The organism is Corynebacterium sp. HMSC034E11, from assembly GCF_001835905.1.
GTDB lineage: Bacteria > Actinomycetota > Actinomycetes > Mycobacteriales > Mycobacteriaceae > Corynebacterium > Corynebacterium coyleae.
Map to the genome: position 1 here is coordinate 98,715 of NZ_KV826421.1, position 26,206 is coordinate 124,920.

The window sequence follows — 26,206 nt, forward strand, 5'->3', positions numbered from 1 at the left end:
CCGCTTATCGACGAGCACTTCCACGGCACCGGCCGCGACGCCATCGCAGGCCTTTCGATGTCCGGTGGGCCAGCCCTGCACATCGCCACCTTGGAAGACAGGTTTGTCGCTGCGGGAACATATTCCTCCTGCCCGTCGACAACTGGGCTTGTCGGACAGGCCTTCGCCAGCGGCACCGTGCGCATTAATAAGGGCGACCCAGCACAGATGTGGGGCAGCTCCTGGGATCCGGCGTGGGCCGCCCACTCGCCCGTGCGCAATGTTCAGGGGCTCAAGGGGAAGAAGATTTTTCTGTCGGCCTCACGTGGTTTGCCGTCGGAGCTTGACGTTGAGGTCGTCGATTCGCCCGAGCCACTTCTTGTGCCTGATGAGCAACTCGCGTATGCGTGTTCGCTGCACTTCATCGCAGAGGCACGACGCAATGGCATCGACCCGGATTGGTACGAGTTCAAGGAAGGGACGCACAACTTCGGCTTGTTCCGACGTGAGTTAGTGGCAAGTTGGGACACGCTCGGACCAGCGCTTGGTGTGGAGTAGTTTTTAGCGTCTGACGTGCTGATTTGTTGATATTGGGAAGTTTCCTTTATTGTTAGCAAGTCGCAAAAAGCGAGCGCGCCCCGTTCGTCTAGCGGCCTAGGACGTCGCCCTCTCACGGCGGTAACACGGGTTCAAATCCCGTACGGGGTACAAGGAGAAAACCTCCGATCCGGATTCCGGGTCGGAGGTTTTCGCATTGGTAGCGTAGGTTCAGTGACTTCCCTTAGTTTCTTCGAACTCGACGTGTTCTCAACCGGTGCCTACACGGGAAACCCTCTCGCGGTGATCTGCGGGGCGGACCATCTGACCACTGAGCAGATGCAGCGGATCGCAGCTTGGACGAACTTCTCGGAGACGACGTTTCTGCTCGAACCTACTAACGACGAGGCCGACTACCGGGTCCGAATCTTCACCCCAACCGAGGAATACGCCTTCGCAGGGCACCCGACCTTGGGCACGGCGCGTGCGTGGCTGGAGTTGGGTAACACGCCGAAGGCCTCAGACGGCGTCGTCCAAGAGTGCGGTGTTGGCAATGTGCAGGTGCGTATCAGCGACTCGATGCTCGCGTTCGCAACCCCACCGCTGAAGAATTCTGCACCTCTTACGGCATGCGAACGTGCAGAGATCTGCGACGTGTTCGGGGTGGGGGAGAGTTCGCTCGTTGACGCCGCGTGGGGCGACAACGGGCCGGGCTGGCGGTTGGCACTGCTGGATAGCGTAGAAACCCTTCGCGCGTTACAACGACCGGCATCGAGCGACCTCAAGGTTGCGTTCGCCGCTCTCACGGGTGGGACGGATCCGGCGTATGTGTTACGCGCTTTTACTCCGACGTTTGAAGACCCGGTGACGGGTAGCGCGAACGGTGCGATGGCGCAGTGGCTGCGATCGCGCGGGGACGTGCCGGCAACTTACTCGGTCTCCCAAGGTACTGCGCTCGGCCGGGACGGCCGTGTGACCATCAGTGACGACGGCTCTGACATCTGGGTTGGTGGAGCGGTGACGGTACGGGTGCGGGGACAGATTGTCGTCGATTAGCAGCAGTGTTCGAATGTTCCGTCTTTCGTGTCGGCGGCATCTTTACAGTGGGACGTGTTTCCCGACAGAAAGGAGCCGTACATGGCAGAACACATTCCGGTTGTATCACCGCGAATCATTCGGGCTATCAACGTCGCCGCATTTGCGCACCGCAATGACGTGCGCAAAGGCACCGACATTCCCTACGTATCGCACGTGTTTGGCGTGATGCACTTCGTTTCTCAAGTCACCGACGACGAGGACGTTCTCATCGGTGCACTATTCCACGACATTTTCGAAGATGTCCCCGAGGAATACAGCGCAGAGCAGATGGCTGCGGATTTCGGCGAACGCGTCGTCGAGCTCGTCCGAGGCGTGACCAAAGACGACAGCATCGGCAGCTGGCAGGGGCGCGCCGACGCATACCTTGCGCATCTTTGCGAAGCCGAGGAAGGCAGTGTTCTCATCGCAGCGGCAGACAAACTGCACAACCTGCTTTCCATTCATGCCGACCTCGACACAATCGGGGATGACCTCTGGGGACGCTTCAATTCGCCTGTAGAGCGGCAGGTGTGGGGGTACCGCTCAGTGTGCGATGTGGTTCAGGAACGCTTGCCGGGCAATCAGTTAGGTGCGGAGCTTCGTCGCCAAGTCGAGCGATTGGAAGCCCGCACCGCCTAAGGTGGGGCACATGTCCGGCGTACCTTTTGGCGAATGCGACGCGCGTCGCGGCATACGCCGTGCCGATTTCGAGTGGGCAGCAGCAACGCTCGACGAGTACTCCGCAAAGGGGCGTAGGAAATGAAAGTTGCCATCATCGGAGCAGGCCCCCGTGGGCTGTGGGCTGCAGAAGAGCTCATTGATCGTGCGGGGCAGCGTGGAGCAGCCATCGAACTTACGGTGTTTAACGAGACACCGATGGAAGAAATTTCAGCACCAGGAGCGTTTGGTGCCTCGGTTCCGGAGCAGTGGATCCTCAACGCCCCAAAATCCATTGTGGAGACCCACCTGGGGCCCTTAGATCCAAACGACGAGTTAGAAGGGCAGTTCCCTCCACGACGACGCGTAGGCGAGCACTTGGATGCTTCGTGGGAAGCCTTGCGGACGAACTTGCCAGCAAAGTGCACGCTTGATTTCCGCATCACTCGAGTACAGGACGTAACCCCTGTGGGAAATGGCGTTGAAGTGGACGGCGAGCAGTTCGACGAAGTACTCATGGTGACAGGGCACGCGCATGATTGGCCAGGCTCGCTTGCTCATCAGGATCTCGGGGATCTTCGTGTAATCGCCCCGGCGTATCCGGCAAGCAATCTGGATTCGGTCACATCCGATGACATCGCGCTCGTGCGCGGAGCAGCGCTGACCTTTATCGATGTCGTGCGCTACGCAAAGGCGAAAGTGTTTTACCCAGTGACCCGATCGGGCCGTTTTATGGAGGTCAAGGCCTACCTCGACGAGGAGCAATCGCGCCAGGCCCAACCCGTTATTGCGGAAGCTGACCGGGCGATTCTGCAGTGCCAGTCGCTTGAAGAGCTCAAGGAAATTCTGACGGAGTCAGCAGAAGCCATCCTCGCGATCGTCGGTGGGGAAGGTGCGCGTGAGGATATTCAAGCGGTGATCAACGGTGAGGACTTCACCGGGGATCCAGTGACGGAATTTCGCACATCCGTCGCTGCTGCAAAAGGGGAGAGACCATGGACGTCGGCGCTTGCTGTGGCGCTGGCGTTTCGCGACACCGAGGATGCGCTCATCCAGCGCGCGTCCTTCGGCGGCCGAGAATCGCTTGGCGGCTCCGAGTTCGACGATTTCATGAGCACACTCGGGCGCGTTGCTACCGGCCCACCTGTTGAATCGGCGGTGGAGATGCTCGCGCTTATCGACGACAACCGGATCCGCACCGACGTCTTCAACCGTGGCGAAGACGATTTGACCGAAGTGGCCAAGGAGGTCGGCGCAACAGTCGTGATTGACGCCGTGAACGCACCTGCCGGAGTCGTCGACGGGACTCTCATTGGGGATCTCGTCGAGCGTGGTGTCGGGATGCGTTATGCAGACACTAGCGCCCTGCACATCCACCCAGACGGCACATTGGTGGGGCAGAAGCACCTTGCTGCTGCAGGGCGGATGAACGAGGGGTTGGTCCTCGGCCACGACACGCTGCGCCGAGATAAACAGAACATTATCTATCGGTGGGCTGAGCGTGTCAGTGCCCGTGCAGCGGAGTAGCCCTTAGATCCCGTACTTGTGGCGGATGTCTTGGACGAACTGAGGGTTCAGGTTGACCAGCACCGCAACAATGGCAGCGATGAGGCCGAACAGGATGCCCAACACCGTCAGGACGATGCCGGTCGTGCTGGAGCCGGACGCGTCGGTTTCAGTGGTCTCGTGAGAGCCGTTGTTGGCGTCGTTCTCAGACGGAGTGTTCCCGGTGTCGGCGCCGGATTTCTCTGTGGTGGGCGTGACGGTTTGCTTCACCGTCGTGGGGACAACCTTGGTGGTTTCCACAACGGTGGGAGATGGGGACGTAATCGTCGAGGTTTCCGTCAACGTCACCGTGGACACCGAAGTGAGCGTGGTCGGCTTCGCGGCGCTCGTCGTGGTCGCGCTTGGTTTTTCAGTCGTCGTCGGTGCTTCTTCCTGCGGGGCGTCCTCCTGTGTGGCGTCCTTCTTCAGTAGAGTGACCTGATCCACCACGTACGGGGTGTTGATGTTGTACGTCGTCAGTTTTAGCGACTCAGGCGAGACGTCAATGCTGGTGTAGTCCGGGTTGTAGTCTTGGCGCCAGCGTGCGGTGGACTTGTGTGCCAGGTCAGTAACGTTTTCTTCGCGGACATTCGGGTGGGTTGTGCCGTTTTCGTCCTGGAAGTCGTAGTACTTGCCACCCGTTGCCGTGGTGGAGGTGACGTAGAGGACCTCGTTGTCTTCCGGAATAAGAATGTCGCCGGACTTCGATGCGCCAGCGGGAATGACAGGGGCGACACCGTTCATCAGATGCGTGCGAGTGTAAATGTGGTCGTGGCCGCTAAGCACCAGGTCCACACCGGCTTCGGACAACTTTGGGGTCAAGGAGTTGCGTAGTTCGACGACATCCTTGTCGGTGTAGTGCGTGCCCTGGGAGAACGGTGCGTGGTGGATACCGACGATCACCCAGTCAGCGTCGGCACCATGTGCGGCGATCGTTTCGTTGACAAACTTCGCGTGGACGTCGATGTCGGCCTTGGATGCGCGGTTGCCGTCCAACCCGATGAACAAGACGTTGTTGTAGTTGAAGAAGTAGTTCGCGGTGTCATCAACTTCGTTGGGCAGGAAGTACGTGTCCTGGAAGTGACGGTCGAGCGTGTATGTCTCGTGATTGCCCTTCAGTACGGCAAGGCGGTACTCCTGGAGTTTTTCTGGCGCGGTGAACTCCTCAAGCTGCTTGACCGGGGCACCCCAGCCCTCAACCTGGTCGCCCAGGTGCATGATGAACGCGGAGTCGGGGTGTTCACCGGTTGCGGTATTGACCGCTTTGTTCCATGCGGCGGACTGCTCGGCGATTTTCGTATCTACACCGATTTGCGCATCGGCCATGGCGAGGAAGCTCCAGGAATCTCCGTCGGTGCCGGTGGTAAAGGTGCGTTGCTCGCTATAGCCACGACGATCGCTTCCAACCCGGTAGGCGTACTCCGTGTCAGGCTCGAGGCCGGTCATCGTCGCTTCGTGCGGGTAGAAGACAGCCGAGTTGTACGGGCCACGGGGCGATTCCACGCGCGTGATGTTGGCTGGATCAGCAGTCGGCCAGTACTCCAGGAACTGTGTCTCGCTGGTCTTCGACTGCCAGGCCAAGTTCGCTTCCGTCGCGTCGGATCCGATGCCGAGGACGATGCGGCTGATACGGGTGTTGATTGCACCTGCAGGGGCATCCGCAGCGACGGCCGTCGTGGCAGAGCCGAACAGGGACACGACGACAGCCGTAGAAATTGCGGTGCGACGAATGGAACGAGGGGCACGGGAAAGCGAAACAGTCATGTCCACCCACACAAGTCACGTTGTTTTAACAGCGGGTTACTAGCGGATCGTCACCTCAGTGAAGTGTGGGTGAATTTTTGGAAACTTGGCGGTTTCCTCGTTGCGCGCGCCTGTGAGCTGGTTGAAAGTGGGCGTCATGAGCTCGAAACCCCGTGTCAATCGTCGTATATTTCTCCAAACCGTTGCCGCGTCTGTCGCAGCCGTAGCACTGGGTACTGGCGGTGCTGTTGCTGCGCGCCGCAGCACTGTCTCAACTCCTGAGGTGCCAACGCCAGCGGATCAGTGGGACTTGCCATTTTTGCACGGGGTTGCGTCGGGAGACCCGTTGCCGGATCGCGTGGTGTTGTGGACCCGTGTGACACCCTCGCGCGAGGCGTTGCCAGGCTCAGGTCTTGGCGACGATGTCGAGCTGGAATGGCAGATCGACACCACTGAAGACTTCACTCACCCAAAGACAGGAAGCGCGATTGCGCGTGCGGAATCCGACCACACGGTGCACGTCGATCCGGACGGGCTCGATCCAGATACGGAGTACTTCTACCGTTTCATCGTGAAATCGGGTGAGCACGCAGGTTCTTTCTCCCCGGTGGGGCGTACGTTGACTGCGCCAGCCGTAGACGCTGACCTGGATACGCTCAATCTCGCAATCGCATCATGTGCGAACTGGGAGTCCGGATTCTTTAGCGCCTACGCTGACATGGCTCAGCGCGCGCGTGCGGGCGAAATCGACCACGTGGTGTTCCTCGGCGATTACATCTATGAGTATCCAACCGGCGAGTACGTAGGCAAAAGTGGTGTGGCCAGGATGCACCATCCGGAGTGGGAAATCACCACGTTGGAGGATTACCGCCAACGTTACGGCCGCTACCGCACCGACTTGAACCTGCAGGCGGCCCATGCGGCGTGCCCTTGGATTGTGGTGTGGGACGACCACGAGTCAGCCAACAACAGCTGGCGCGAAGGAGCCGAAAACCACACGGACGGCCGGGTTGAAGGGCAGTGGAAGCAACGCGAAGCAGTGGCGATGCAGGCGTACTTCGAATGGCTCCCGGTACGTCGCAGTGCGCTCATTGAGGCTCCAGGCATCTACCGCAGCTTCCAGTTTGGCAACCTCGCGCAGCTGACGATGATGGATCTGCGAACCTTCCGCGACGAGGAAACCACCAGCGACTACTTTGCCAAAGATGAGCGCACAATGCTTGGCGACGAGCAGTTTGCCTGGGTGGCAGAACAACTCCAACAGTCCACCGCACGCTGGGATGTGCTGGGTAACTCCGTGATGGTGTCGCCCATGCGCTTTGTCACCATCAAGGACAACGAGAAGGCCAATATTGCAACGGGCTACATGAGGGAGCGCGCTACCGGTATTGCGGTGAACTCGGATCAGTGGGATGGCTATGCGGCCGAGCGTGACCGCCTGCTCACCATGCTGGACGAGCAGGAGTCGAACGCCTTGTTCCTGACCGGCGACATCCACTCAGAGTGGGCGAACTCGATTGCCTCCCCGTCGGGCTTTGGTGAGATCGGCTGCGAGATGGTGACAACCTCAATTTCTGCACCAAATGTGGATGAAATCCTCACCACAGTGTTTGGGACGTACCACCCGGAAGACAACTCGACGTCGCTGCTGGTGGAGAAGACCATCCGCGATGCCAATCCCTGGGTCAACCACATCGATTTCGATGCCCATGGCTACGGCATCGCAAGCATCCACTATGACTATGTGGACATGCTCTACTACCGGGTCTCGGACGTGGAGGACCCGGACGCTTCCGTCAGCTTGGGCGAGAAGCGCCAGTGGCGCATCGGCGAGGGGTTCGTCGAAGCATAATCTGCTTATCGACGACGGCCGCGACATCTGGGTGGGCGGGCTGGTGACCGCGCGCGTGCGCGGCACCATCGACCTGTAGGCGCGGCTAGGACATCATCACCTTGGTCTGAGCAACCGCCTCGTCCATGCGGCTGATCGCGTGGTGCAGCCGGTGGCGCAGCCAGAGGCCGAGGAAGAGGAAAGGCAGCACGAAGAGGACGAGGCTGCCGAGGGCTCGCCAGAAGTCCCAGCCGTAGGTGCCGAAGACCGCGGCGCGCATAGCGCGGATCGAGTAGGTCGCGGGCAGCCAGGGGCTGATCGCCTGCGCCCAGCCCGGCAGCAGCTGCAGCGGGTAGGCGCCGCCCGCCGCCGAGACCTGGAGCACCAGGATGAGCACGCCGACGGCCTTGCCGGCGTTGCTCAGGGAGAGCACCAGCGTGTAGCAGATCAGGTGGAAGACCAGGCTCGAGACCCACCCCGCCATGAAGAGGAGGAAGGGGTGCGCGGGCTCGATGCCCACGTAGACGATGAGCCCCGCCATGAGGAGCGTGGATTGGGCCAGACCGGTGGTCACGAACGTCAGGTAGCGGCCAAAGTACTTCTGGCCCGCGGTGAGGCGGTCGGGATCGACCACGTTCTGTTCGATGGAGCGATCGTCCGTGCGCACGGCCACCGACGTCAACAGGGCGCCCACCCACAGGGCGAGCACCGTGTAAAGCGGGGCCATGCCGGCGCCGAAGCTGACGCGGGGGAAGACCTCCTTGCGCTCCACCTTGACTGGGTCGACGAGGGCGTCGGCGAGCTCCTCCGGGTGGCTGGAGACGAGGTCGGCCAGCTTCGTCAGGTCCCCGCTCGAGCGCGCCTGCGCGATCGACTGCTGCGCCTCCTGCATCCTCGCCGCGTTGGCGCGCAGGGATTCCGCCGTGTCGCGCAGGTCCGCACCGGAGGCTGCGAGGGTGTCGCGCAGCGAGCCGGGCCGATTGGCCAGGGCAGAGGAGACGCCGTCCATGTCCGAGCGGGCCTTGTCGACGTTCGCCCGGACGTTGTCCAGCGAGCCCGACAGCGCCTCGAGGCGCGGGCGGATCCCGGTGTCGTAGGAATTCTTGGCCGAGTCCATCGCCTCGCGGGCCCGGGCGATCGAGTCCTTGATCTCCTGCCGGTCCGCGTTCTTCCCGTCCCGGCTGCCCTGCCCGGCGGTGAGGCGCGCGGCGGCGTCGTTGAGTCGGTCGCGCACGGCCGTCTGGCGGGCGATAGCGTCGTTGAGGTCGCCGACCACCGCGCGCACCGCCGGTTGGGCGTCGGGGGGAAGCGCCGGGGCGACTTGGTCGTTGATGGTGTCGCGCAGGGCCGTGTACTGCTTCACCTGGACATCGATGCGCGCGGCGATGTCCGTCAGGTTCGCGGCGGTGGCCTGGGAGGTGGCGGAGGAGTCCGCCATCAGCTGGTCGACGCGGTCGCTCACTGCGGCGAAGCTTTCCGACGTCGCCCCCAGCGCCGCCGCAAGCGCCGCGCCGTCTCCGCCGAGGCCCGCCCCGGTGGCTCCGAGGTCGACGGGGTGGACCTGCCCGAGAGAGTCGCCCAGCGCCCCGGAGATCCGCTCGGCGCTGTCGACGAGCGGCACGCTCGACTCGGTGAGCGAGGCGAGCGCGTCGACGGTGCTGGCGCTGGAGAGCAGCTGGTCGCGGGCGCTGGCAGTGCGCGTCTCGATGGAGTCGAGTGCTTGCTTGGTCTCCGCCTCGTTGAAGAAGTCCGAGGCCGTCTCGATCAGCCCGAATGACACCTCGGAGAGGGCCCTGGTGAACGACGCGCTAATCTGGGCGCTGACGCCCTGCGTGCCGTTGGAGATGAGCAGCGGGGAGATGGGGTTCTTCTTCTCGTTGATGTAGAGGTCGATCCGGCTGGGTTCGGCGTCGCCGGCGTAGAAGGTGAACATGTCGTCGCTCAGCGTGGGCGGCAGGACGATGGCGGCGTAGTACTCGCCGGATTTCGCGCCCTCGATGGCATCGTCGGCGTCGGTGATGACCCAGTCCATCGAGTCGTCGCGGTAGAGCTGGGAGAGGACCATGTCGCCGACGTTGACGGCCAGCGGGGTGAGGTCGCTCGTGTGGCCGCGGTCGGTGTTGGCCACCGCCACCTCGAGGCGCTCTGTGTTGGCGAAGGGGTTCCACGTGGCCAGCACGTTGAACCAGGCGAAGAGGCAGGGGATGGCGATGAGGCCGACCATGACGATGCCCGCCATGACGTTGGTGTAGAGACGGCGCAGGTCGTTGTAGGCGATGGAGAAGACGGTTCTCACTTGGTGTCCTCGCTTTCGGCATCCGCGGGCCCGATGGTGACGCTGGTGCCGGCGGAGTCGTGGCGGTGGATTACGGCGTCGCGCAGCTCGGCCTCGCCGAGGCGCGAGACCTGTTCGGCGTCGACGAGGCTCTGCGTGAAGTACTCCACCGCGCCGAGGTAGAGGACGACCAGCAGCGACCAGGCGACGACGATGGCCAGCATGATCGTCTTGTCGGTGGGCAGGAGCATGGTGAGCAGGGTGATGATGGCGATGCCGACAACGCCCGCGCCGATCCCGCCGAAAATGAGGGTGCGGTAGTTCTCCCGCAGCATCCGCGCCCGCTTCTCGACGCCACCGCGGAACTCATCCCGGTCCGACAGGGCGGCCATGATGTCGGACGCGCGGTAGGGCGAGCCCATGACCTCCACCTTCTCGTTGGTGATCAGGTTCGTGCGCGCGAGCTGGCGGTTGAACAGGAGGTTGGCGTGCGAGGAGGTGAGTCGGAACAGCCACCCCAGGGCGAAGGCCGCGGCGGACATGGCGAGAAGCGCCGCCATGAAGCGGAGGTAGTGGTGGCCGTAGAACCCGGCGACGGTCTCGCGCATCGCGTCGATGCCGTAGCGGAAGGGGAGGAAGGGGTAGATGCGGCGGAAGAAGTCGGGCATGAGCTCGATGGGGTAGAGGCCCGACGCGCCCGGGATCTGGATGACGACGAGGAAGACGGCGATGCCGCGGCCAATGTGGCCGAGCGCGGAGACGATGGAGTAGATGATCCCCGTGTAGGCAACCCCGATGGCGATTGCGGTGACGAGAAAGGCCGTGACGGACTGCATCTGCACCCCGAAGGCCACGTTGCCGAGCGTCACCACGACGGCCTGGAGCACCGAGAGCGTGGCGAAGAGGAGGAAGCGACCGAGGTAGGCCTGGCCGACGGTGAGGCGGCGGAAGCCCTCGGTGTCGACCTCGACGCGGAAGATGATCGTCAGCACGAACGCGCCGATCCACAGGGCCAGGTTGGTGAAGAAGGAGGCCATGGAGCTGCCGTAGTTCTCCGAGGGGAAGACGGCCTGCTGCTCGACGGTGACGGGCGAGGAGATGTACTCGCCGATCTTCGCGGAGTTGAGGTTCGTGACAGTGTTGAGGGCCTCCGAGTCGGAGGTGGCCAGGAGGGCGTTGATGTCGGACTGGGCGGCGCGGGCGCCGTCGGCAAGCGTGCCGAGGTTGCCCGAGACCTCGTCGAGGATGCCGAGGCTGGCCGCGAGCTGGTTGTCCACCCCGGCGAGCAGGGAGGTCGTTTCCTCGCGCAGGGCACGCTGGCTGCTCAGCGCGCCGCGCACGGAGGCGACGCTGCCGGAGGCCTGCGCGAGCGAGGCGTTGATCGCGGGCACGGACTCGCCGAGCTGCGTGCTCGCGTCGCGCGCTGCGGCGTTGGAGTCGGCGGCCGTGGCCTCGAGGGAATCGCCGAGCTCGCCTATCGACGCCAGCGCGGCGCTCGCGCTGCGGTCCACGTTGTTCAGGCCGTCGAGGACGGCGTGGGAGGCGGCGGTACGCTCCTCCAGCGCGCTAGCCGCGGCGTCGAGCTGAGCGCGGACCTCAGGCGATAGGGCCGCCCCGGCCGACATGGCGCGCAGCTGCGCGGCGGCGGATTCGCCCTGCTTGACCACGCCGTCGACCTCGCCGACGGCGGAGCGCACCCGCCCCTGGGCGGTGCCGAGCTGGCCCGTCGCCTCCGCGATGGAGGCGTTGGCGGAGGCGGCGCCGAGGCTGAGCGCGTTGGTGGACTCGACGAGCGCGGTCGATGTGTCGGCGCTGAAACCGGCGGAGGACTTCTGCAGCTCGGCGATGATCCCCTCGGCCTCGCCGAGAGAGGAGTCCACGGACCGGAGGGTGTCGTCGACGGAGCCGACGAGGGTGTTCAGCTCGGCGACAACCGGGCGCGCACCGCTGATGCTCTGCTTCATCGTGGCCACCCGCCCCTGGGCGGCGTCGAGGTCGGCGGCGATCTGGCCGAAGCTCCCGGAGGCTTTGCCTCGGGCCTCCTCGGCGTCATCGCGCGCCGCGAACCCCTTGTTGCGCAGCTCGGTCGCCGCGGCCTCGCCGACCTTCTTCTTGAAGGCCTCGGACACGGCCGTGTCGACGGCGGAGGCGCCGGCGTCGGTAATCGAGGGGGTGACGCCGTTGCTCTTCTCGTTGACGTAGTACTCCAACACCGGCTGCGTGTAGGTGCCGCTGACGAGGCTCAGCAGGTCCTCGCTGAACTCGGGAGGGATGAGGAACATGGCGTAGTAGTCGCCGCGCATGAGACCGTCGCGTGCCTCGTCCTCGGGGAGAAACACCCACCCGATCTTGTCGTTGGCCTTGAGCTGCTCGGTGATCTGCTCGCCGACGTCGACCTCGCCGACGCGCTCGGCGGAGGCGCCGCGGTCGTTGTTGACCACCGCGATGCGGATGTTCTGGGTGTGGGCGTAGGGGTCCCAGAAGGCGTTGATGTTGAACCACGCGTAGAGCGCGGGGGTGATGAGCACGCCGACGATGATGATGAAGGCCCGGGGAACGCGCAGCAGGCGACGAATGTCCCGTCCAAGAATCTGCCCGCTCTTGCTCACGTGGCGAGCGTACCCTCGAATGGAGCGTTGGGGGAAACACCCCGGGTCTGGGCCAAACTCGAGTCCTTCAACCCCGGCGGTAGCGCCAAGGACCGCACAGCCCGCGCCCTCGTCGCCGACGCCCTCGAGCGCGGCGTGCTCGGCCCGGGACTGGCAGGAGCCGACGCGCGGCGCGTGGCTCACCGAGGTACTCTCCGGCGGCGTCGCAGAAGCGCTGCGCGAGCGCGGGTTGCGTCTGTATCTTGAGCCGGGGCGCTCGCTTGTCGACGGCTGCGGGCTAACCCTTGCCGAAGTCGCCTTCACCAAGACGCGTTCCGACGGCGTGCCCCTGTTGGCCTAGCCATGAACCGCACCCGGTGCCGCACGACCTCGGATAACTTCCTCATCGACCCCTACCTGGTCAAGCGGACCCCGCCGAGTGAGGAGATCGAGGCGTTCTTGGTCGGCGCCTACTGCATCGAGGACGAACTGATCCTGCGGCGGAAGATCCGCTTCCCCCGCGGTGTGGCCCGCGAGGCGCTTGGACGACATCGACGTTCGCTGACGCCCGTTGGCGCCCCCAGTGCCGGGCCGGAGCTCGGCTAGAGCTCGGCGCTCAGCCGAGCGGTGGCGTTCTTGAGCGCCTCGCCGCATGTTGCGCCGGGGGAGGGCTTCAAGCGCTCGGCGGGACCCGACACAGACAGGACCGCGACTAAGGTGCCGTCGGGCTGGAACACCGGGGTGGACACGCTCGCCAGGCCAACCTCGCGCTCGGAGACAGACTCGGCGTAGCCGACCTTGCGTACCTGTTCGAGGTCCGCTGCATCAAACGGGGAGTCGATCGGGCAGTGGGCAGCAAACACGCGGGCGGCAGAACCGGCCGATAGTGTGAGCCTGGAGCCAACCGGCACTACGTTGTGGAGTCCGCTTTCCGGTTCTTCGGCAGCGATGCAGGTGCGGGTCGATCCCGTCAGTTGGTAAAGCTGTGCGGATTCCCCGGTCTGTGCAACCAGGTCTCGCATAACCGGCGCGGCTGCCGGAAGCAGCGCGGAGGGAAGCCCCGTGGCAAGACCGGTCAGTGCTGGGCCGAGTGTCCATTCGCCGTGTTCGTTGCGGGAAAGCACATGGTGCAGTTCCAGCGCAGTGGCAATGCGGTGGGCGGTTGCGCGTGGCAGGCCGGTGTCGTCGCTAAGTTCTGCGAGTGTTTTATCACCCGCACCAACCGAGCGTGTGATGGCAACTGCGCGGTCGAGGACTTTAATCCCGGAACCTTCGTTATACTGTCTCACAGTTCGAATCCTAGCATCTCATAGTGTGGGATGTTGGGAGCCCGTATGAAGGAGGACCGGATGACTCAGCCACCGTTGACATTAGCGGAGAAAGTGTGGCGCGACCACGTGGTAACGAAGGGGGAAAACGGCGAGCCTGACCTCATCTTTATCGATTTCCAGCTCCTGCACGAAGTGACCTCGCCACAGGCGTTTGACGGTCTGCGGATGAACGGACGCACCATGCGCCACCCCGAGTTGCATTTGGCAACGGAGGACCACAACGTGCCCACCACGGGTATTACCAGCGGTGACCTCGTCGAGATCACCGAGCCTACCTCGCGCACCCAGGTAGCCACCCTGCGCGACAACTGCGCCGAGTTTGGTGTGAAGCTGCACCCGATGGGCGATATCCAGCAGGGCATCGTGCACACCGTCGGCCCGCAGCTGGGCATTACACAGCCCGGAATGACCATTGTCTGCGGCGACTCGCACACCTCGACGCACGGCGCGTTCGGCTCGATTGCCATGGGCATCGGCACCTCTGAGGTGGAGCACGTCATGGCCACCCAGACCCTGCCGCTGAAACCCTTCAAGACCATGGCCATCGAGGTCACCGGCGAGCTGCAGGACGGCGTGACGGCCAAGGACCTGATCTTGGCGATCATCGCCAAGATCGGCACCGGCGGCGGCCAGGGCCACATTATCGAGTACCGCGGCGAGGCCATCGAGAAAATGTCGATGGAAGCGCGCATGACGCTGTGCAACATGTCCATTGAAGCCGGTGCCCGCGCCGGCATGGTCGCGCCGGATCAGACCACCTTCGACTACGTCGAGGGCCGCGAGTACGCGCCGAAGGGCGAGGACTGGGATGCAGCCGTGGAGTATTGGAAGACGCTGCCGACCGATGAAGGCGCAAAGTTCGATACCGTCGTGGAAATCGACGGTGCAGCACTGACACCGTTTGTCACCTGGGGTACCAACCCAGGCCAAGGTCTGCCGCTCGGCGAAAACGTTCCCGACCCGGAGGACTTCACCGACGACAACACGAAGGCATCTGCTGCGAAGGCCATCGAATACATGGGCTTGACCCCGGGCATGCCGCTGCGCGACATCACCATCGATACGGTCTTCCTCGGCTCCTGCACCAACGCGCGCATCGAGGATCTGCGTGCAGCCGCCGACGTTGTCAAGGGCCGCCGCATCGCCGAAGGTACACGCATGCTCGTCGTACCGAGCTCCACACTTGTGAAGCAGCAGGCCGAAGAAGAAGGCCTCGACGCGATCTTCACAGAGTTCGGCGCAGAATGGCGGACCGCGGGCTGCTCCATGTGCCTCGGCATGAACCCAGACCAGTTGCGACCGGGGGAGCGCAGTGCCTCCACAAGCAACCGCAATTTCGAAGGCCGCCAAGGCCCGGGTGGCCGTACCCACCTCGTATCCCCGCTGGTTGCAGCAGCAACTGCGGTGACCGGCCACCTCGCAAGCCCGGCAGATCTGTAAAGGAGCCCGATCATGGAAAAGTTCACCACTCACACCGGCGTCGGCGTTCCGCTGACCCGCACCAACGTTGATACCGACCAGATCATCCCCGCGCGCTACCTCAAGCGTGTGACCCGCACCGGTTTCGAGGACGGCCTATTTTCTAATTGGCGTGAAAACGAAGCCACATTCGTCCTCAATCAGGACGCGTTCAAAGACGGCTCCGTGCTGTTCGCCGGCGAGGACTTTGGCACAGGCTCCTCGCGTGAACACGCTGTCTGGGCGCTCATGGACTACGGCTTCCGCGCCGTGTTCAGCCCTCGATTCGCGGATATCTTCCGAGGAAACGCCGGCAAAGCTGGCCTGCTCGCGGGCATCATGAGCCACTCCGATATCGAGCTGATCTGGAAGCACCTTGAGCAGCACCCAAGTGATGAGGCGATCGTCTCGCTCGAAGACTGCACCGTCACCGTCGGCGGCAACACCTTTACCTTCGAGATCGACGATTACACCCGCTGGCGGCTCATGGAAGGCCTCGACGATATTGGGCTGACGCTTCGCGACGAGCCCGCTATCGAACGATTCGAAGCAACGCGTCCAGCGTTCAAGCCGTCCGTCGCGGGTTAGACCCCGGACGGCGATAGCGCCCTCGGGCTGGTTATTTGCCCAACTGGTCGACGACGCCCGGGGCGAACGCCTCCAGGAACTCACGCGCAGCGACAACGACGCCTTGGATACCGGTCTTGATCTCGTCGGAAAACTGCTGGTCGCTGCGCTCCCAGTAACCCGGCAGAGAGTAGGTCACGGCAAGCGCGGTGATGCCGCGCTGTTCGTCCTTCACTGCGGTCACGGTGGGGTAAGCCTTCTCAATGTTGTATCGCTCCACCCACTCGAGCACCTCATTAAACTGCGCGGCCTTCACCGAATCCACAGCGACGGTGGTCAGCACGTTGAGATTCGGCTCGATCATGTTGATTTCCAGACCAATACCGGAAAAACCGGTGCGCAGCGCAGGGCCAAGCGGTGCCTTTTCGTACTTCCAGCCTTCCTTGTCAAACAAGGCGATGACACGGTCGATGCTGAGGTTGCTGGTTGCAGAAGTCATGTCCTAGTCCTCCTGGTTAGCTTCGGCGTTGGCTTCGGTGTTTGCTTCGGTGGTGAAGGTTTTCGGGCCGCTCGTCGACAAGAGCTCGCTGGTATCTGGCAAGGCCTCGCGCAGCAGGTTCACCACGTGATGGATTGCGGAGAAGTAGTAGTCCAACATTGCACGCACCTGCTCGTCGGTGAAGCCTTCGTTGGAGAAGAACGGCGCGTCGATCAGCACGACGGCATCGTCCTCACGACGTACCGGGTGTACGCGCACAAGGGGCATCGTCCGGTTGATCTCGTTGCAGCGCAGACGCAGCGTCTCAATATCGTCGCCCTCAATGATGCCGAGCCAGCGTGCGGTGGCCTTGAAACCACCCTCGGCTACCTCGAAGAACACCATCAGGCTGGGAAATGCGGTGCGAACCTCGCCGCTGTCTTCTCGGAAGTACTGCACCCCCATTGATTTCAGGGTGGCCGCGATGCGGTCTTGGGAAATGGCGGTAGGAGCTGCCATGGTCTGGGCCTTTCGTCGTGGTGGGGTTACAGAACTGGAAGTGGGGAGGGGATGTAGTCCGCGCCGATGAGCTTGCCGTCGTGGAACGTCAGCACCCATACGGAGGCTTTCTTCGCGCGGATTTCTTCGTCGATAGGCAGTGTCCCTTGCGCCGAGAGCCACGCGATTATGCCGGGGATGATCCCACCTTGCGCGCACACCACGCTGGTTCCGCCGGCCTCAATCACGTCCTTGAATGCGTGCTTGGCGCCAACCATGTCGGCGATCCAGGCATCGTCGCCAAACTGCTTATCGACGACAACCTCACACCCCATCTCATCCGCCAGCGGCGCAACCGTGTGCTGGCAGCGCTCCGGAACCGCCGAGTAAATACGTTCCGGCGCGAACGCACTGAGCAGGGGAACGAGCATCTCGGATTGGCGGCGGCCCTTCTTATCCAGAGGACGCAAGTTGTCGTCGCCGGACCATTTGTTGCGGTCGTGGGCGCGGGCATGTCGGACATAGAGGATGCGTGCATCTGCGGGCGTGTTAAAGCGCTTCTGGGCCTTCTGGAGCACCTCGCGGTCGAGGTCGTACGTCATCAACTCAAGCGCTTCATTGAGTGGCAGCCAGCGGATCTCGTCGACCTCGTTGTTGGGTACGAACTCGCCACCGACGACCTCGCCGGTCCAGTAATAGACCACCTTGGTGGTCTTCTTTACCGGGTAGACCGTCTTGCCCAGCAACTTGCCCAGGCGAACGTCGTAGCCCGTTTCCTCCTTGATTTCACGTACTGCGGTTTGTACAAGCGACTCATCAGGGTCGACCTTGCCCTTGGCCAGCGACCAGTCGTCGTAATGAGGACGGTGAATGCACGCAACCTCAATGGTGTCGGGTTGCGTAACGTCACCGCGCCACAGCACCGCACCCGCAGCAAGCGTGGTGCGCTCGAACTCCTTCTGCGGTTTTAGCGGAATAGCCTGAAGCCTGCCAGTGAGAAACTTCTCACCCAAGGCGTCCTTATCTTGCTCGGAGAGCTTCCCGCTGTTTCCTGGTGTCTTGGATGCGTGAGTAGGCATGTCCTCCATTGTGTCCCAAGTAACCCACTCACGCCGGACACGCCACGCGCCACGGCCGGTGGTAGGTTAAACCGGAACAATCGGCTGGGAGGATTCGGAAAAATATGGTCAACGTTGCGGTACTGGGGGCAGGCTCCTGGGGTACAACCCTGGCGAAGGTGTTCGCGGACGCCGGCAACAGGGTCACGCTGTGGGCGCGTCGGGACAACCTTGCCCGCACCATACAGACCACGCGGGAAAACCCGGAGTACCTTCCCGGCATCACACTCCCGGATGCGATCGAAGCCACCTCGAACGAGCAATACGCGCTGCAAGACGCGACCATCGTCGTCTTTGGCGTACCCAGCCAGACCATGCGGGAAAACGTCGCGCGTTGGGCACCCATGATCCCGGCTGATGCGACGATGCTGTCCATCTCAAAGGGCGTGGAAACAGGAACGCATCTGCGCATGAGTGAAGTTATTGCAGAGGTCACCGGAGCGGACCCGAACCGGATCGCAGTGCTCAGCGGGCCCAACCTGTCGCGCGAGATTGCGCTCGAACAACCTGCCGCCACCGTGATTGCATGCGCCGACGAGAACCGCGCAAAACTCGTCCAAGCCGCGTGTGCGACTAACTATTTGAGGCCGTACACCAACACCGATGTTGTGGGCTGCGAAATCGGCGGCGCGACGAAAAATGTCATTGCGCTTGCCTGCGGTATGGCTTCCGGCCAGGGCCTTGGTGACAACACCCTGGCATCCCTGATCACCCGTGGCCTTGCAGAGACCACTCGTCTGGGCAACGCGCTCGGCGCGGATCCCCGCACGTTTGCAGGTCTTGCCGGTATGGGAGACCTCGTGGCCACGTGTGCTTCGCCGCTGTCGCGTAACCGCACATTTGGCTCCGCTTTGGGGCAAGGTGCGACGATGGAAGAGGCGAAGGCTGCGACGAAGGGCCAGGTTGCGGAGGGCGTGGTGTCGTCGAGAAGCATTTTCCAGCTCGCCGAAAAGCATGGCGTGGAGATGCCGATTACCCAGGCAGTGTTTGCCATTTGCCACGACAACTTCAAAGTTGCGGACACGATCGCGACACTGATGGGGCGCAGCAAGAAGGCAGAGTAAAACTGCGCCATGGCTACGCGGTAGATTGGTCAGCGTGATTCGCGTAGCAGTTCTTTATGGTGGCATGTCCACCGAGCACTCCATTTCCTGCATTTCCGCAGCGTCGGTGATGCAACACATGCCGGCTGACTACGAGGTGTTTCCCATCGGTATCACCCGTGACGGCGTATGGGTTGAAGGCACAACAGACCCAGTAAACGGCGTCGCGCTGCCTGAGGTGCCCGCTGGCCGCGAAGTTGCACTCTCCATCAACCCGACGCGCAAGGGGCAGATCTTCGATGTAGCAACCGGCGAAAGTATCGCTTGCGTCGATGTTGTCTTCCCGGTGCTGCACGGCAAATACGGCGAAGACGGCACAGTGCAAGGACTGCTCGAACTTGCTGGTGTCCCGTACGTTGGCCCAGGGGTGCTTGCATCCGCCTGTGGCATGGACAAGGAGTACACGAAGAAGCTCGTCGCGGCTGAAAACATTGCGATCACCAGGGAAGTGATCCTCGACGGTCGGGCAGTGCTTGACGACGACGAGCGTGACTACCTCGGTCTACCAGTGTTCGTGAAACCCGCCAACGGTGGGTCATCGATCGGTGTGTCCAAAGTGAGCTCCTGGGACGACTTCCCGGCGGCGTACGACCTTGCGCACGAATCCGATTCCAAGGTGATTGTGGAAGCGGAACTTGTCGGCGACGAGGTTGAGGTGGGAGTCCTCGAACGACCCGACGGGACCATTGCGGCATCTCTGCCAGCGAAGCTCAACGGCACCGAAGACTCCGAGGAAGGCTTCTACGGGTTTGAAACGAAATACCTCGAAGAGGGCGTTACGGCAACGATTCCGGCACCGTTCGACGAGGCAACAACCGCGCAACTTCAAGACATGGCGGTGACGTGTTTCAAGGCGCTGAACTGTAAGTCGCTCGCACGTGTGGACTTCTTCGTCACCAAGGACGGCCCGGTGCTCAACGAGGTCAACACCATGCCTGGATTCACCGCGATTTCGATGTACCCGCAGGTGTGGGCAGCCACCGGAGTGGACTACCCGGAACTGCTGGACACGCTGGTGCGGACCGCGCTGCGTTAAAGCACAGCGTTAAAGCACAGCGTTAAGGCGCAGCGTTAAAGCGCAGCGGTGTGCTCGGCGATCAGTTCAGTCAGGTTCGTAATCGCCTCGTTGCTCTCCGCCTGCGGCAAAGAGACTGCGATACCGCTGTCGCGCCCCAATGCGTACCACGTCGATGCCGTGGTGCCGTTTGCCAACAGCACATCCTCGAACCACGGAATGTCATTGACCTGGGCAAGTTGTGCACCCGGTGCGTAATTCGGCGATGGGGCGACACCGCAGCGCAGAACGATCGGATCACGTCCCTCAGCACGCCATGCGACGGTGTTTTCGGACGCAGGCTCTGTCCGGGTGTAGCCCTCGGCGATAGCATCCGGTGCGGCCTGGAGCAGCGCGTCGCACTTCGATGCGTCCGCGCTTTCCAACATGGACAAAGGCGCGGGGTTGTGGGGCTGATCCTTCGACGGCAGCCCATCGGCGCCCAAGCGTCCAATGGATTTCTTTGAGTCGTGGAGCACTTGCGCATCACCGGTCACGGCGATCACAGGGGAGCGGTCCACGGTGTACCAGGTGGCCAGGTTGGACTGGGGCGTAATGTCGTCGATACGCATCCACGTTGCATTGCCGAGAGTTTCAGTGACGGCGTAATCCGTGTACTGCGCCGGCATGTCTACACCGCAGCGCAGGGTGACGCGGTCATCGGTGGACTTGCGCCAGGCGGCGGCACCTTGTGGTGCCGGTTCTGCGAGTTCGGCACGGGGAAGGCCAGCGAACCGGTCGGGGAGGCCGTCGATAAGCGATGCGCACTCCGGGCTATCGGCCATCGGGGCAGGAAGATCAGCCATCGCGACCGGCTGCAGCGCCACACGTTGGAAGAACACACGAGCGCCAATAACGGCTCCGAGGACGAGAAAGACTGCGAGGCCAAGACTGACCAAAATTGTTGTGCGATTAACCTGAGGTTCGTGCGCCGTGGTTGCCATGGCGAAATAGTCTAACGAAAGGGCTGCCCAACCCGTGATCACCACCGGATTTCCCACTGATGGTCCGACGCTTGCGCAGGTCGGCGAGCGAGCGGTTATCGCCGCGATTCGCGCTGCCGCACCGTCTGCCCTCAACGGCGACGACGCAGCAGTACTTACCCCCTCAGTGCCAAACTCGAGAGTTGTCGCAGGCACCGACATGTTGGTGGAAGGCCACCACTTCACTCGTGCGACCACAACTCCGTACCTTTTGGGCCGCAAGGCGACGGTGCAAAACTTCGCGGATATCGAGGCAATGGGCGCGCGCCCGATTGCAGCACTGATGGGGGTGTCTGTCTCCCGCGATGCGCCGGCAGCATGGGTCGAAGAGATCGCCCGCGGCATTGGGGATATGGCCGGGGAGTATGGCTGTGAACTCGTCGGCGGGGATCTGACCGACGGGCAAGAACTTGTGGTCTCCGTAACCGCAATCGGCTCGCTTGGTGGTAATCGTCCGCCGCTGACGCTAGACGCGGCACGCCCCGGTCAGCGAGTGGTCGCGCACGGCAATATCGGTTATTCAGCCGCAGGGTTCGCGCTGCTGCAGGCCGGGATTGATGTGCCGGAGGAGCTCGAGGTGCTTGTGAAGGCGCATCAGGCCCCGGTGCTTACCCCGGGGCGTGGCGTGGTGGCGCGCGCAGCAGGCGCGACCGCGATGACGGACAACTCGGATGGGCTCATCCGGGATGTGACAACGCTGGCAAAGGCATCTTCGGTAGGCATCGAACTGTCAAAGGTGGCGCTGCGCCCGGATGCGACCTTGCAGGCTGCGGGAGAACTCCTTGGCGTCGACCCGTGGGAGTGGGTGCTCACAGGTGGGGAGGACCACACCCTCATCGGCACGATCGATGGGTCCGCACCGGTTGGGTTCCGCTCGATTGGCGCAGTCACTCGCAAGCCCGGGGTGCGCATCGACGGCGAGGCCCCAGAATTGACCACCGGATGGGAGAGTTTCTAAATGTTGCCCGTGCACGAATCTTGGCAGGAACCGCTCGCTCCGGTGGAAGATCGCATCCACGCAATGGGGCAGTTTTTGCGCACAGAGGACGACTATCTGCCGCGTGGCCACGATATTTTGCGGGCTTTTGCGGATCCGTTCGACGATGTTCGGGTCCTCATCCTGGGCCAAGACCCGTATCCGACCCCAGGACACCCGATGGGGCTCGCGTTTTCCACCCAGCCTGGGGTGGCGGCGCCAAGGTCGCTGGTGAATATCTACAAAGAGCTGCAGGCTGATCTGGGTATCCCGCCCCGGGCGGATGGGGACCTGTCGTCGTGGTCGTCGCAAGGCATTTTGCTGCTCAACAGGGTGCTTACCGTGCGTCCGAGAAAGCCCGCGTCACACCGTGGCAAAGGCTGGGAAGAGGTTACCCAGGCCGCAATTGAGGCGCTTGTCCGCCGAGATGCGCCACTCGTAGCTATCTTGTGGGGCCGTGACGCACAGACAGCTGCGAGATTTTTGGGGGATACTCCCCGGATTGAGTCGCCGCATCCGTCGCCGTTATCAGCATCGCGCGGTTTCTTCGGTTCGCGCCCGTTCTCGCGTGCAAATGAAGCGCTTCAAGCACAGGGTGCGAATCCCATCGACTGGAGTCTGTAACAGCTCCCTGTAAGCTTTCGCTTCATGTCTGTCACTCCGCTTATCGACGCCGCAGGGTTGCGTGCGTGGGCCCAACGCGCCTCCGCCGAGCTGGAGCGGCGCCGAGTGGAGATCAACAGCCTCAACGTCTTTCCCGTGCCGGACTCCGATACGGGCTCCAACATGGCGCACACGATGCGTTCAGCCTGCGAGCAAGCAGCTTTGCTTGGCGACGACGCCAGCGCCGTCGATGTCGCCGAAGCCCTGGCCGTCGGCGCTGTACGTGGAGCACGCGGCAACTCAGGTGTGGTGTTGTCCCAGGTGATGCGCGGAATCGCGCAGTCTGTCAAAGACGATGCTTCGGACGGGGAGATGGTCGCGGACGCATTGGCGCATGCCGTGAAGTTTGTGGACCAAGCCATTGCGGATCCGGTGGAAGGCACCGTGATTACGGTGCTCCGAGCGGCGTCTGTGGCTGCCCAACAAGCGGTAGAGGACATTGGGCGTCCGTTGAGCTTGCTCGATGTCGCAGCACCTGCGACATCCGCGGCCAGGGTGGCCTTGGCCAACACGCCGTCGCAGCTGCCAGTGCTACGCGAGGCAGGCGTGGTCGATGCCGGCGGCACCGGTGTGGTGATTCTGCTCGAGGCGCTGTTGGAAGAGGTAGAGGATAGTCCCGCAACGGCACCCGATGGTGATGTCCAAGAGAGCGCCGTACGCAGCGCAGAAAGCAGCACAGAAGCCAGCGCAGAAAGCACCCCGGCACCTGCTGAAGGGGCAGACCGCGACGTGCACGTTGACATGGCGCATGCGGGGCCGTCGGGTCGGGAGCACTCCCTTGAGGTGCTCTTTGGGTTTCTGGGCGATATTGCGGAGTTGGAAACCGAGCTGCGCACCTTGGGCGACAGCCTGGTCATCGCTCGGCTATCTGATACGGAAGCCACTGTGCACATTCACACGCTCGATGCAGGTGCTGTGATTGAGACGGCGTATCGCCTCGGCAAGGTCCAAAACCTGCGCCTTGAAGTGCTCCCGGGTGCCCCAGTGGTGCGAAACCCCGATCGCTTGATTGTGGCCGTGACTCCTCCCGGCTCCCTGACAGAGCTGTATAAGGAAGCAGGTGTGGTCACTGTTGCCCCGGGCGACGAGGTGATCTCGGACATGCTCTCCGTGATTCGGCGTTCGGGCAGCAACGAGATCATCGTGCTGCCGAATGGGCTGCTCAGTAACCGGAATCTCGCTGCCGTGGAGAAAGCAACCCGAGCGCTGGAACAGACGATCACACTGCTTCCTACAGTCCGGTTAGTCTCCGGTATTGCAGCGCTGTCTGTGCACGATCCGAACCAGCCGCTGGCTACCGCCGCGTTTTCCATGTCTGAGGCGGCTGGCGAGATGCGTACGGCAGTGGCTCACCGCGCAAAGAAGGGCGCGCTGACACTCAGCGGCGCGGTTGCCAAGGGTGATGTGGTGGTCACCGCACGTGGGGAGACGCTGCTTATCGCCGAGGACCCGCTCGATGCTGTGAAGCGGGCATGCAAACGCCTGCTCGAACACGGCGGGGAGCAAGTCACGGTGCTGTTTGACCCAGCTGAGCTGTCGGAGGAGGAGCTTCGCACGCTGAACACTGAGCTCGGCGTCCAGGTCATGGTTTATCCTGCAGATGGATTGCAAGCATGTGCGGAGATCGGGGTGGAGTAAATGCTGGGGTTTGAGGACAATCGGCCACTGACTGAGGTTATTCCTGCGAAGCAGGCACGGGCGATTGAGAAACACCTCAACATTTCCACGTGTGGCGAGCTGCTTCGGCACTATCCGCGACGCTACCTGCACTACGGCACCGGTGCTGACCTGACCGGGGTCGAAGCAGGCGATACTATCACCGTGATCGGCGAGGTCGTCGACGCCAACACGTTTTACACCAAAAAGACGCCCAAGCGGCCGATTACCAAGGTGATGATCCACGATGGGCGTACGGAGTTCCAAGCCACCTTCTTCGGCTCCCAATATGCCCAACGGGTGCTGAAGCCGGGTCGGCGCGCGATGCTGACGGGCAAGTTGGATTTCTACCGTAATCAGCCTCAGCTGCAGCACCCTGACTTCGTGCTCATGGACGGTCCTACTGAGGCGACCGGTTCCATGCGTCAGCTGTCTCACTTCGGCGATCTGGAAGAAATGCTGCGTGGCCGCCAGTGGCTTCCCCTGTATCCGGCGTCGAAGCAGGTCAGCACGTGGACGATTATGGGGGCTGTGCATGCGGTGTTGAAATCGCTGCCGCGTATCGACGAGCCCCTTGGCTTCACCCCCATCGGCCTGCTACCCCTCAATGCAGCGGTCCGCCAGATTCACGAGCCTGGTGCGGAAGGCCCTGCACGGGCGAAGGAGCGACTGAAGTACGACGAGGCGCTCTCGGTCGCGCTGGCGATGGGTGTGCGACGCATCGACACCTCCGCTCACAGGGCGCCCGAGATGCCCTATGTGAAGGGGGGCGATGAGGACAAGCTGCTGGACGGTCTGCCGTTCCCGCTGACCCGCGGCCAGAAGGAAGTGATCACGGACATCACGGCTGATATGTCCAAGACGGTGCCGATGAGTCGCCTGCTCCAAGGCGAGGTTGGCTCCGGAAAGACGGTGGTGTCGCTGATGGCGATGCTCCAGGCCGTCGATAACGGCGCGCAGGCGGCATTGCTTGCTCCGACGGAAGTTCTCGTGCTGCAACACGCGCGTTCGCTAACGTTCACTCTCATGCGTGCGGGTCTCCCCACCCGAGTGGTTGCGCTGACAGGATCGATGACGGTCGCGCAGCGCCAAGAGGCACTGCTGAAGATTGTTTCCGGGGAGGCCGACATTGTCGTCGGTACGCACGCCCTGCTCCAAGAGGGCGTGGACTTTTTCAACCTGGGGCTTGTCGTTGTCGACGAACAACACCGCTTCGGCGTAGAGCAACGCGACGCCCTGCGTGCCAAAGCGGGGGAGACCACACCGCATTTGCTGGTGATGACGGCAACGCCGATCCCACGCACCATTGCGATCACGGTGTTCGGCGACTTGGAAGTATCCACGCTGCGCGAACTTCCCGGTGGGCGCAAACCGATCCAGTCTGCGGTGGTCCCGGAATTCAAACCGCGCTGGGTGGAGCGCGCTTGGGAGAAGATCCGCGAAGAAGTTGCAGCCGGGCACCAGGCCTACATTGTGTGTCCGCGTATCGACGGCGAAGGCGGCGTACTTGAGGTTGCCGAGCATCTCGCCGCAACGGAGTTTGCGGACCTGACCGTCGGCATCCTGCACGGACGCCTCAAAGGCGACGAGAAAGACAACGTCATGGCGGACTTCGCCAAAGGCGGCATCGACGTGCTGGTGTCCACGACGGTGATCGAGGTCGGCGTGGATGTGCCGAATGCCACGGTGATGGTCGTGCGCGAGTCGGAGCATTTCGGTGTCTCCCAGTTGCACCAGCTGCGCGGCCGAGTTGGGCGTGGCGGCAACCAGTCGCTGTGTCTGTTCCACACGCTCGCGGAGGAAGGCAGCCCCGGCTTCACCCGCGTATCCCAGGTAGCGGCGACAGCGGACGGGTTCGCGCTCGCGGAGCTTGACCTGCTTAACCGCGGCGAAGGTGACGTGCTTGGCACAGGCCAGTCCGGCATCAAACGCACGCTGCGGTTGATTAACTTGGTTGAGGACTACGACATCGTTAAACGTGCCTACGACGACGCCGCCACCTTGGTAGCAAACCAACCCGAGTTCGCCAGGGCAGCCACCGCCGGGTTTGTGGCAGAAGACTTCGAATATTTGGACAAGAGTTAGCTGG

At 62.6% G+C, this 26,206-nt stretch carries 21 protein-coding genes, 1 tRNA gene and 1 pseudogene; 15 read left to right on the forward strand and 8 right to left on the reverse strand.

Going from position 1 to position 26,206, the window contains the following annotated elements:
- The 5 genes from HMPREF2690_RS10965 to HMPREF2690_RS10985 all read left to right on the forward strand — a co-directional run.
- A partial coding sequence (locus HMPREF2690_RS10965; RefSeq protein ID WP_246818872.1) for an alpha/beta hydrolase-fold protein occupies positions 1–537 on the forward strand: 537 nt, incomplete at its 5' end.
- Between the two features lie 77 nt (positions 538–614).
- Positions 615–687, forward strand: a tRNA-Glu gene (locus HMPREF2690_RS10970).
- A gap of 63 nt (positions 688–750) precedes the next feature.
- Positions 751–1,572, forward strand: a complete 822-nt coding sequence (locus HMPREF2690_RS10975) for a PhzF family phenazine biosynthesis protein (RefSeq protein ID WP_070820894.1) — start codon at positions 751–753, stop codon at positions 1,570–1,572.
- Between the two features lie 81 nt (positions 1,573–1,653).
- On the forward strand, positions 1,654–2,232 hold the full coding sequence (locus HMPREF2690_RS10980) for an HD domain-containing protein (RefSeq protein WP_070820895.1): 579 nt from the start codon (positions 1,654–1,656) through the stop codon (positions 2,230–2,232).
- A 120-nt stretch (positions 2,233–2,352) separates the two neighbouring features.
- Positions 2,353–3,777 carry an FAD/NAD(P)-binding protein gene (locus tag HMPREF2690_RS10985; RefSeq protein ID WP_070820896.1) on the forward strand — a complete coding sequence of 475 codons (1,425 nt, stop codon included), beginning with the start codon at positions 2,353–2,355 and terminating at the stop codon, positions 3,775–3,777.
- Between the two features lie 3 nt (positions 3,778–3,780).
- Here HMPREF2690_RS10985 and HMPREF2690_RS10990 read toward each other — a convergent pair whose 3' ends face one another.
- Positions 3,781–5,559: a purple acid phosphatase family protein gene (locus HMPREF2690_RS10990; RefSeq protein ID WP_141761247.1), complete on the reverse strand. Its 1,779-nt coding sequence runs from the start codon at positions 5,557–5,559 to the stop codon at positions 3,781–3,783.
- A 136-nt stretch (positions 5,560–5,695) separates the two neighbouring features.
- On the opposite strand from HMPREF2690_RS10990, the gene HMPREF2690_RS10995 reads away from it, so the two are divergent.
- Positions 5,696–7,390, forward strand: a complete 1,695-nt coding sequence (locus HMPREF2690_RS10995) for an alkaline phosphatase D family protein (RefSeq protein WP_070820898.1) — start codon at positions 5,696–5,698, stop codon at positions 7,388–7,390.
- 85 nt (positions 7,391–7,475) lie between these two features.
- On the opposite strand, the gene HMPREF2690_RS11000 is transcribed toward HMPREF2690_RS10995, so the two are convergent.
- On the reverse strand, positions 7,476–9,665 hold the full coding sequence (locus HMPREF2690_RS11000; protein WP_070820899.1) for a YhgE/Pip domain-containing protein: 2,190 nt from the start codon (positions 9,663–9,665) through the stop codon (positions 7,476–7,478).
- Positions 9,662–12,253, reverse strand: coding sequence for a YhgE/Pip domain-containing protein (locus HMPREF2690_RS11005; RefSeq protein WP_168167300.1), 2,592 nt, complete (start codon positions 12,251–12,253; stop codon positions 9,662–9,664). Before HMPREF2690_RS11005 ends, HMPREF2690_RS11000 begins: the two co-directional genes overlap by 4 nt.
- A 151-nt stretch (positions 12,254–12,404) precedes the next feature.
- Between HMPREF2690_RS11005 and HMPREF2690_RS11800 the strand changes: the two are divergent.
- Positions 12,405–12,760 (forward strand): annotated as a pseudogene (locus HMPREF2690_RS11800) (diaminopimelate decarboxylase); the annotation flags it as partial.
- A 74-nt stretch (positions 12,761–12,834) separates the two neighbouring features.
- Here the strand turns inward: HMPREF2690_RS11800 and HMPREF2690_RS11015 are convergent.
- The gene (locus HMPREF2690_RS11015) at positions 12,835–13,521 is read right to left on the reverse strand and encodes an IclR family transcriptional regulator (protein ID WP_070450053.1); all 687 of its coding nucleotides are present in this window, start codon (positions 13,519–13,521) and stop codon (positions 12,835–12,837) included.
- Between the two features lie 60 nt (positions 13,522–13,581).
- Between HMPREF2690_RS11015 and leuC the strand changes: the two genes are divergently transcribed.
- Both leuC and leuD read left to right on the forward strand, forming a co-directional pair.
- A complete protein-coding gene (gene leuC / locus HMPREF2690_RS11020) occupies positions 13,582–15,003 on the forward strand; it encodes a 3-isopropylmalate dehydratase large subunit (RefSeq protein WP_070484211.1) in 1,422 nt (473 codons plus the stop codon).
- Between the two features lie 12 nt (positions 15,004–15,015).
- Positions 15,016–15,609 carry a 3-isopropylmalate dehydratase small subunit gene (gene leuD / locus HMPREF2690_RS11025; protein WP_070820901.1) on the forward strand — a complete coding sequence of 198 codons (594 nt, stop codon included), beginning with the start codon at positions 15,016–15,018 and terminating at the stop codon, positions 15,607–15,609.
- 31 nt (positions 15,610–15,640) lie between these two features.
- Here the strand turns inward: leuD and HMPREF2690_RS11030 are convergent, their stop codons facing one another.
- From HMPREF2690_RS11030 to HMPREF2690_RS11040, 3 genes are read right to left on the reverse strand one after another with little or no spacing between them, the layout of a single operon-like run.
- The gene (locus HMPREF2690_RS11030; protein ID WP_070450044.1) at positions 15,641–16,087 is read right to left on the reverse strand and encodes a hypothetical protein; all 447 of its coding nucleotides are present in this window, start codon (positions 16,085–16,087) and stop codon (positions 15,641–15,643) included.
- A gap of 3 nt (positions 16,088–16,090) precedes the next feature.
- Positions 16,091–16,585, reverse strand: a complete 495-nt coding sequence (locus tag HMPREF2690_RS11035; RefSeq protein ID WP_070450041.1) for a YbjN domain-containing protein — start codon at positions 16,583–16,585, stop codon at positions 16,091–16,093.
- Positions 16,586–16,611: 26 nt separating this feature from the next.
- Positions 16,612–17,643 (reverse strand): NUDIX hydrolase, encoded by a 1,032-nt coding sequence (locus tag HMPREF2690_RS11040; RefSeq protein ID WP_092102430.1) that lies wholly within the window; start codon positions 17,641–17,643, stop codon positions 16,612–16,614.
- Between the two features lie 104 nt (positions 17,644–17,747).
- Here HMPREF2690_RS11040 and HMPREF2690_RS11045 point away from each other — a divergent pair, with 104 nt between their 5' ends.
- Complete coding sequence (locus HMPREF2690_RS11045) at positions 17,748–18,746, forward strand: NAD(P)H-dependent glycerol-3-phosphate dehydrogenase (RefSeq protein WP_070820902.1); 999 nt, start codon at positions 17,748–17,750, stop codon at positions 18,744–18,746.
- Between the two features lie 25 nt (positions 18,747–18,771).
- The gene (locus HMPREF2690_RS11050) at positions 18,772–19,821 is read left to right on the forward strand and encodes a D-alanine--D-alanine ligase family protein (protein ID WP_167594520.1); all 1,050 of its coding nucleotides are present in this window, start codon (positions 18,772–18,774) and stop codon (positions 19,819–19,821) included.
- A gap of 35 nt (positions 19,822–19,856) precedes the next feature.
- Here HMPREF2690_RS11050 and HMPREF2690_RS11055 read toward each other — a convergent pair whose 3' ends face one another.
- Positions 19,857–20,783, reverse strand: a complete 927-nt coding sequence (locus HMPREF2690_RS11055) for a DUF3515 domain-containing protein (protein ID WP_070820930.1) — start codon at positions 20,781–20,783, stop codon at positions 19,857–19,859.
- Positions 20,784–20,817: 34 nt separating this feature from the next.
- Here HMPREF2690_RS11055 and HMPREF2690_RS11060 point away from each other — a divergent pair, with 34 nt between their 5' ends.
- Genes HMPREF2690_RS11060 through HMPREF2690_RS11075 form a run of 4 tightly spaced genes read left to right on the forward strand, consistent with a single transcriptional unit; the run spans position 20,818 to position 26,202 of the window.
- On the forward strand, positions 20,818–21,780 hold the full coding sequence (locus HMPREF2690_RS11060) for a thiamine-phosphate kinase (protein ID WP_070820903.1): 963 nt from the start codon (positions 20,818–20,820) through the stop codon (positions 21,778–21,780).
- Positions 21,781–22,422 carry a uracil-DNA glycosylase gene (locus HMPREF2690_RS11065; protein ID WP_070422949.1) on the forward strand — a complete coding sequence of 214 codons (642 nt, stop codon included), beginning with the start codon at positions 21,781–21,783 and terminating at the stop codon, positions 22,420–22,422.
- A 24-nt stretch (positions 22,423–22,446) separates the two neighbouring features.
- Complete coding sequence (locus tag HMPREF2690_RS11070) at positions 22,447–24,099, forward strand: DAK2 domain-containing protein (RefSeq protein ID WP_083279494.1); 1,653 nt, start codon at positions 22,447–22,449, stop codon at positions 24,097–24,099.
- Entirely contained in the window at positions 24,100–26,202 is a 2,103-nt protein-coding gene (locus tag HMPREF2690_RS11075; protein WP_070569253.1) for an ATP-dependent DNA helicase RecG, read from the forward strand.
- Positions 26,203–26,206: the final 4 nt, after the last annotated feature.

Coding starts and splice junctions, on each gene's coding strand:
- HMPREF2690_RS10980 (WP_070820895.1), top strand. CDS start 1,654: ATGGCAGAACACATTCCGGTTGTATCACCGCGAATCATTCGGGCTATC.
- HMPREF2690_RS10985 (WP_070820896.1), top strand. CDS start 2,353: ATGAAAGTTGCCATCATCGGAGCAGGCCCCCGTGGGCTGTGGGCTGCA.
- HMPREF2690_RS10990 (WP_141761247.1), bottom strand. CDS start 5,559: ATGACTGTTTCGCTTTCCCGTGCCCCTCGTTCCATTCGTCGCACCGCA.
- HMPREF2690_RS10995 (WP_070820898.1), top strand. CDS start 5,696: ATGAGCTCGAAACCCCGTGTCAATCGTCGTATATTTCTCCAAACCGTT.
- leuC (WP_070484211.1), top strand. CDS start 13,582: ATGACTCAGCCACCGTTGACATTAGCGGAGAAAGTGTGGCGCGACCAC.
- leuD (WP_070820901.1), top strand. CDS start 15,016: ATGGAAAAGTTCACCACTCACACCGGCGTCGGCGTTCCGCTGACCCGC.
- HMPREF2690_RS11030 (WP_070450044.1), bottom strand. CDS start 16,087: ATGACTTCTGCAACCAGCAACCTCAGCATCGACCGTGTCATCGCCTTG.
- HMPREF2690_RS11035 (WP_070450041.1), bottom strand. CDS start 16,585: ATGGCAGCTCCTACCGCCATTTCCCAAGACCGCATCGCGGCCACCCTG.
- HMPREF2690_RS11040 (WP_092102430.1), bottom strand. CDS start 17,643: ATGCCTACTCACGCATCCAAGACACCAGGAAACAGCGGGAAGCTCTCC.
- HMPREF2690_RS11045 (WP_070820902.1), top strand. CDS start 17,748: ATGGTCAACGTTGCGGTACTGGGGGCAGGCTCCTGGGGTACAACCCTG.
- HMPREF2690_RS11055 (WP_070820930.1), bottom strand. CDS start 20,783: ATGGCAACCACGGCGCACGAACCTCAGGTTAATCGCACAACAATTTTG.
- HMPREF2690_RS11065 (WP_070422949.1), top strand. CDS start 21,781: ATGTTGCCCGTGCACGAATCTTGGCAGGAACCGCTCGCTCCGGTGGAA.
- HMPREF2690_RS11070 (WP_083279494.1), top strand. CDS start 22,447: ATGTCTGTCACTCCGCTTATCGACGCCGCAGGGTTGCGTGCGTGGGCC.
- HMPREF2690_RS11075 (WP_070569253.1), top strand. CDS start 24,100: ATGCTGGGGTTTGAGGACAATCGGCCACTGACTGAGGTTATTCCTGCG.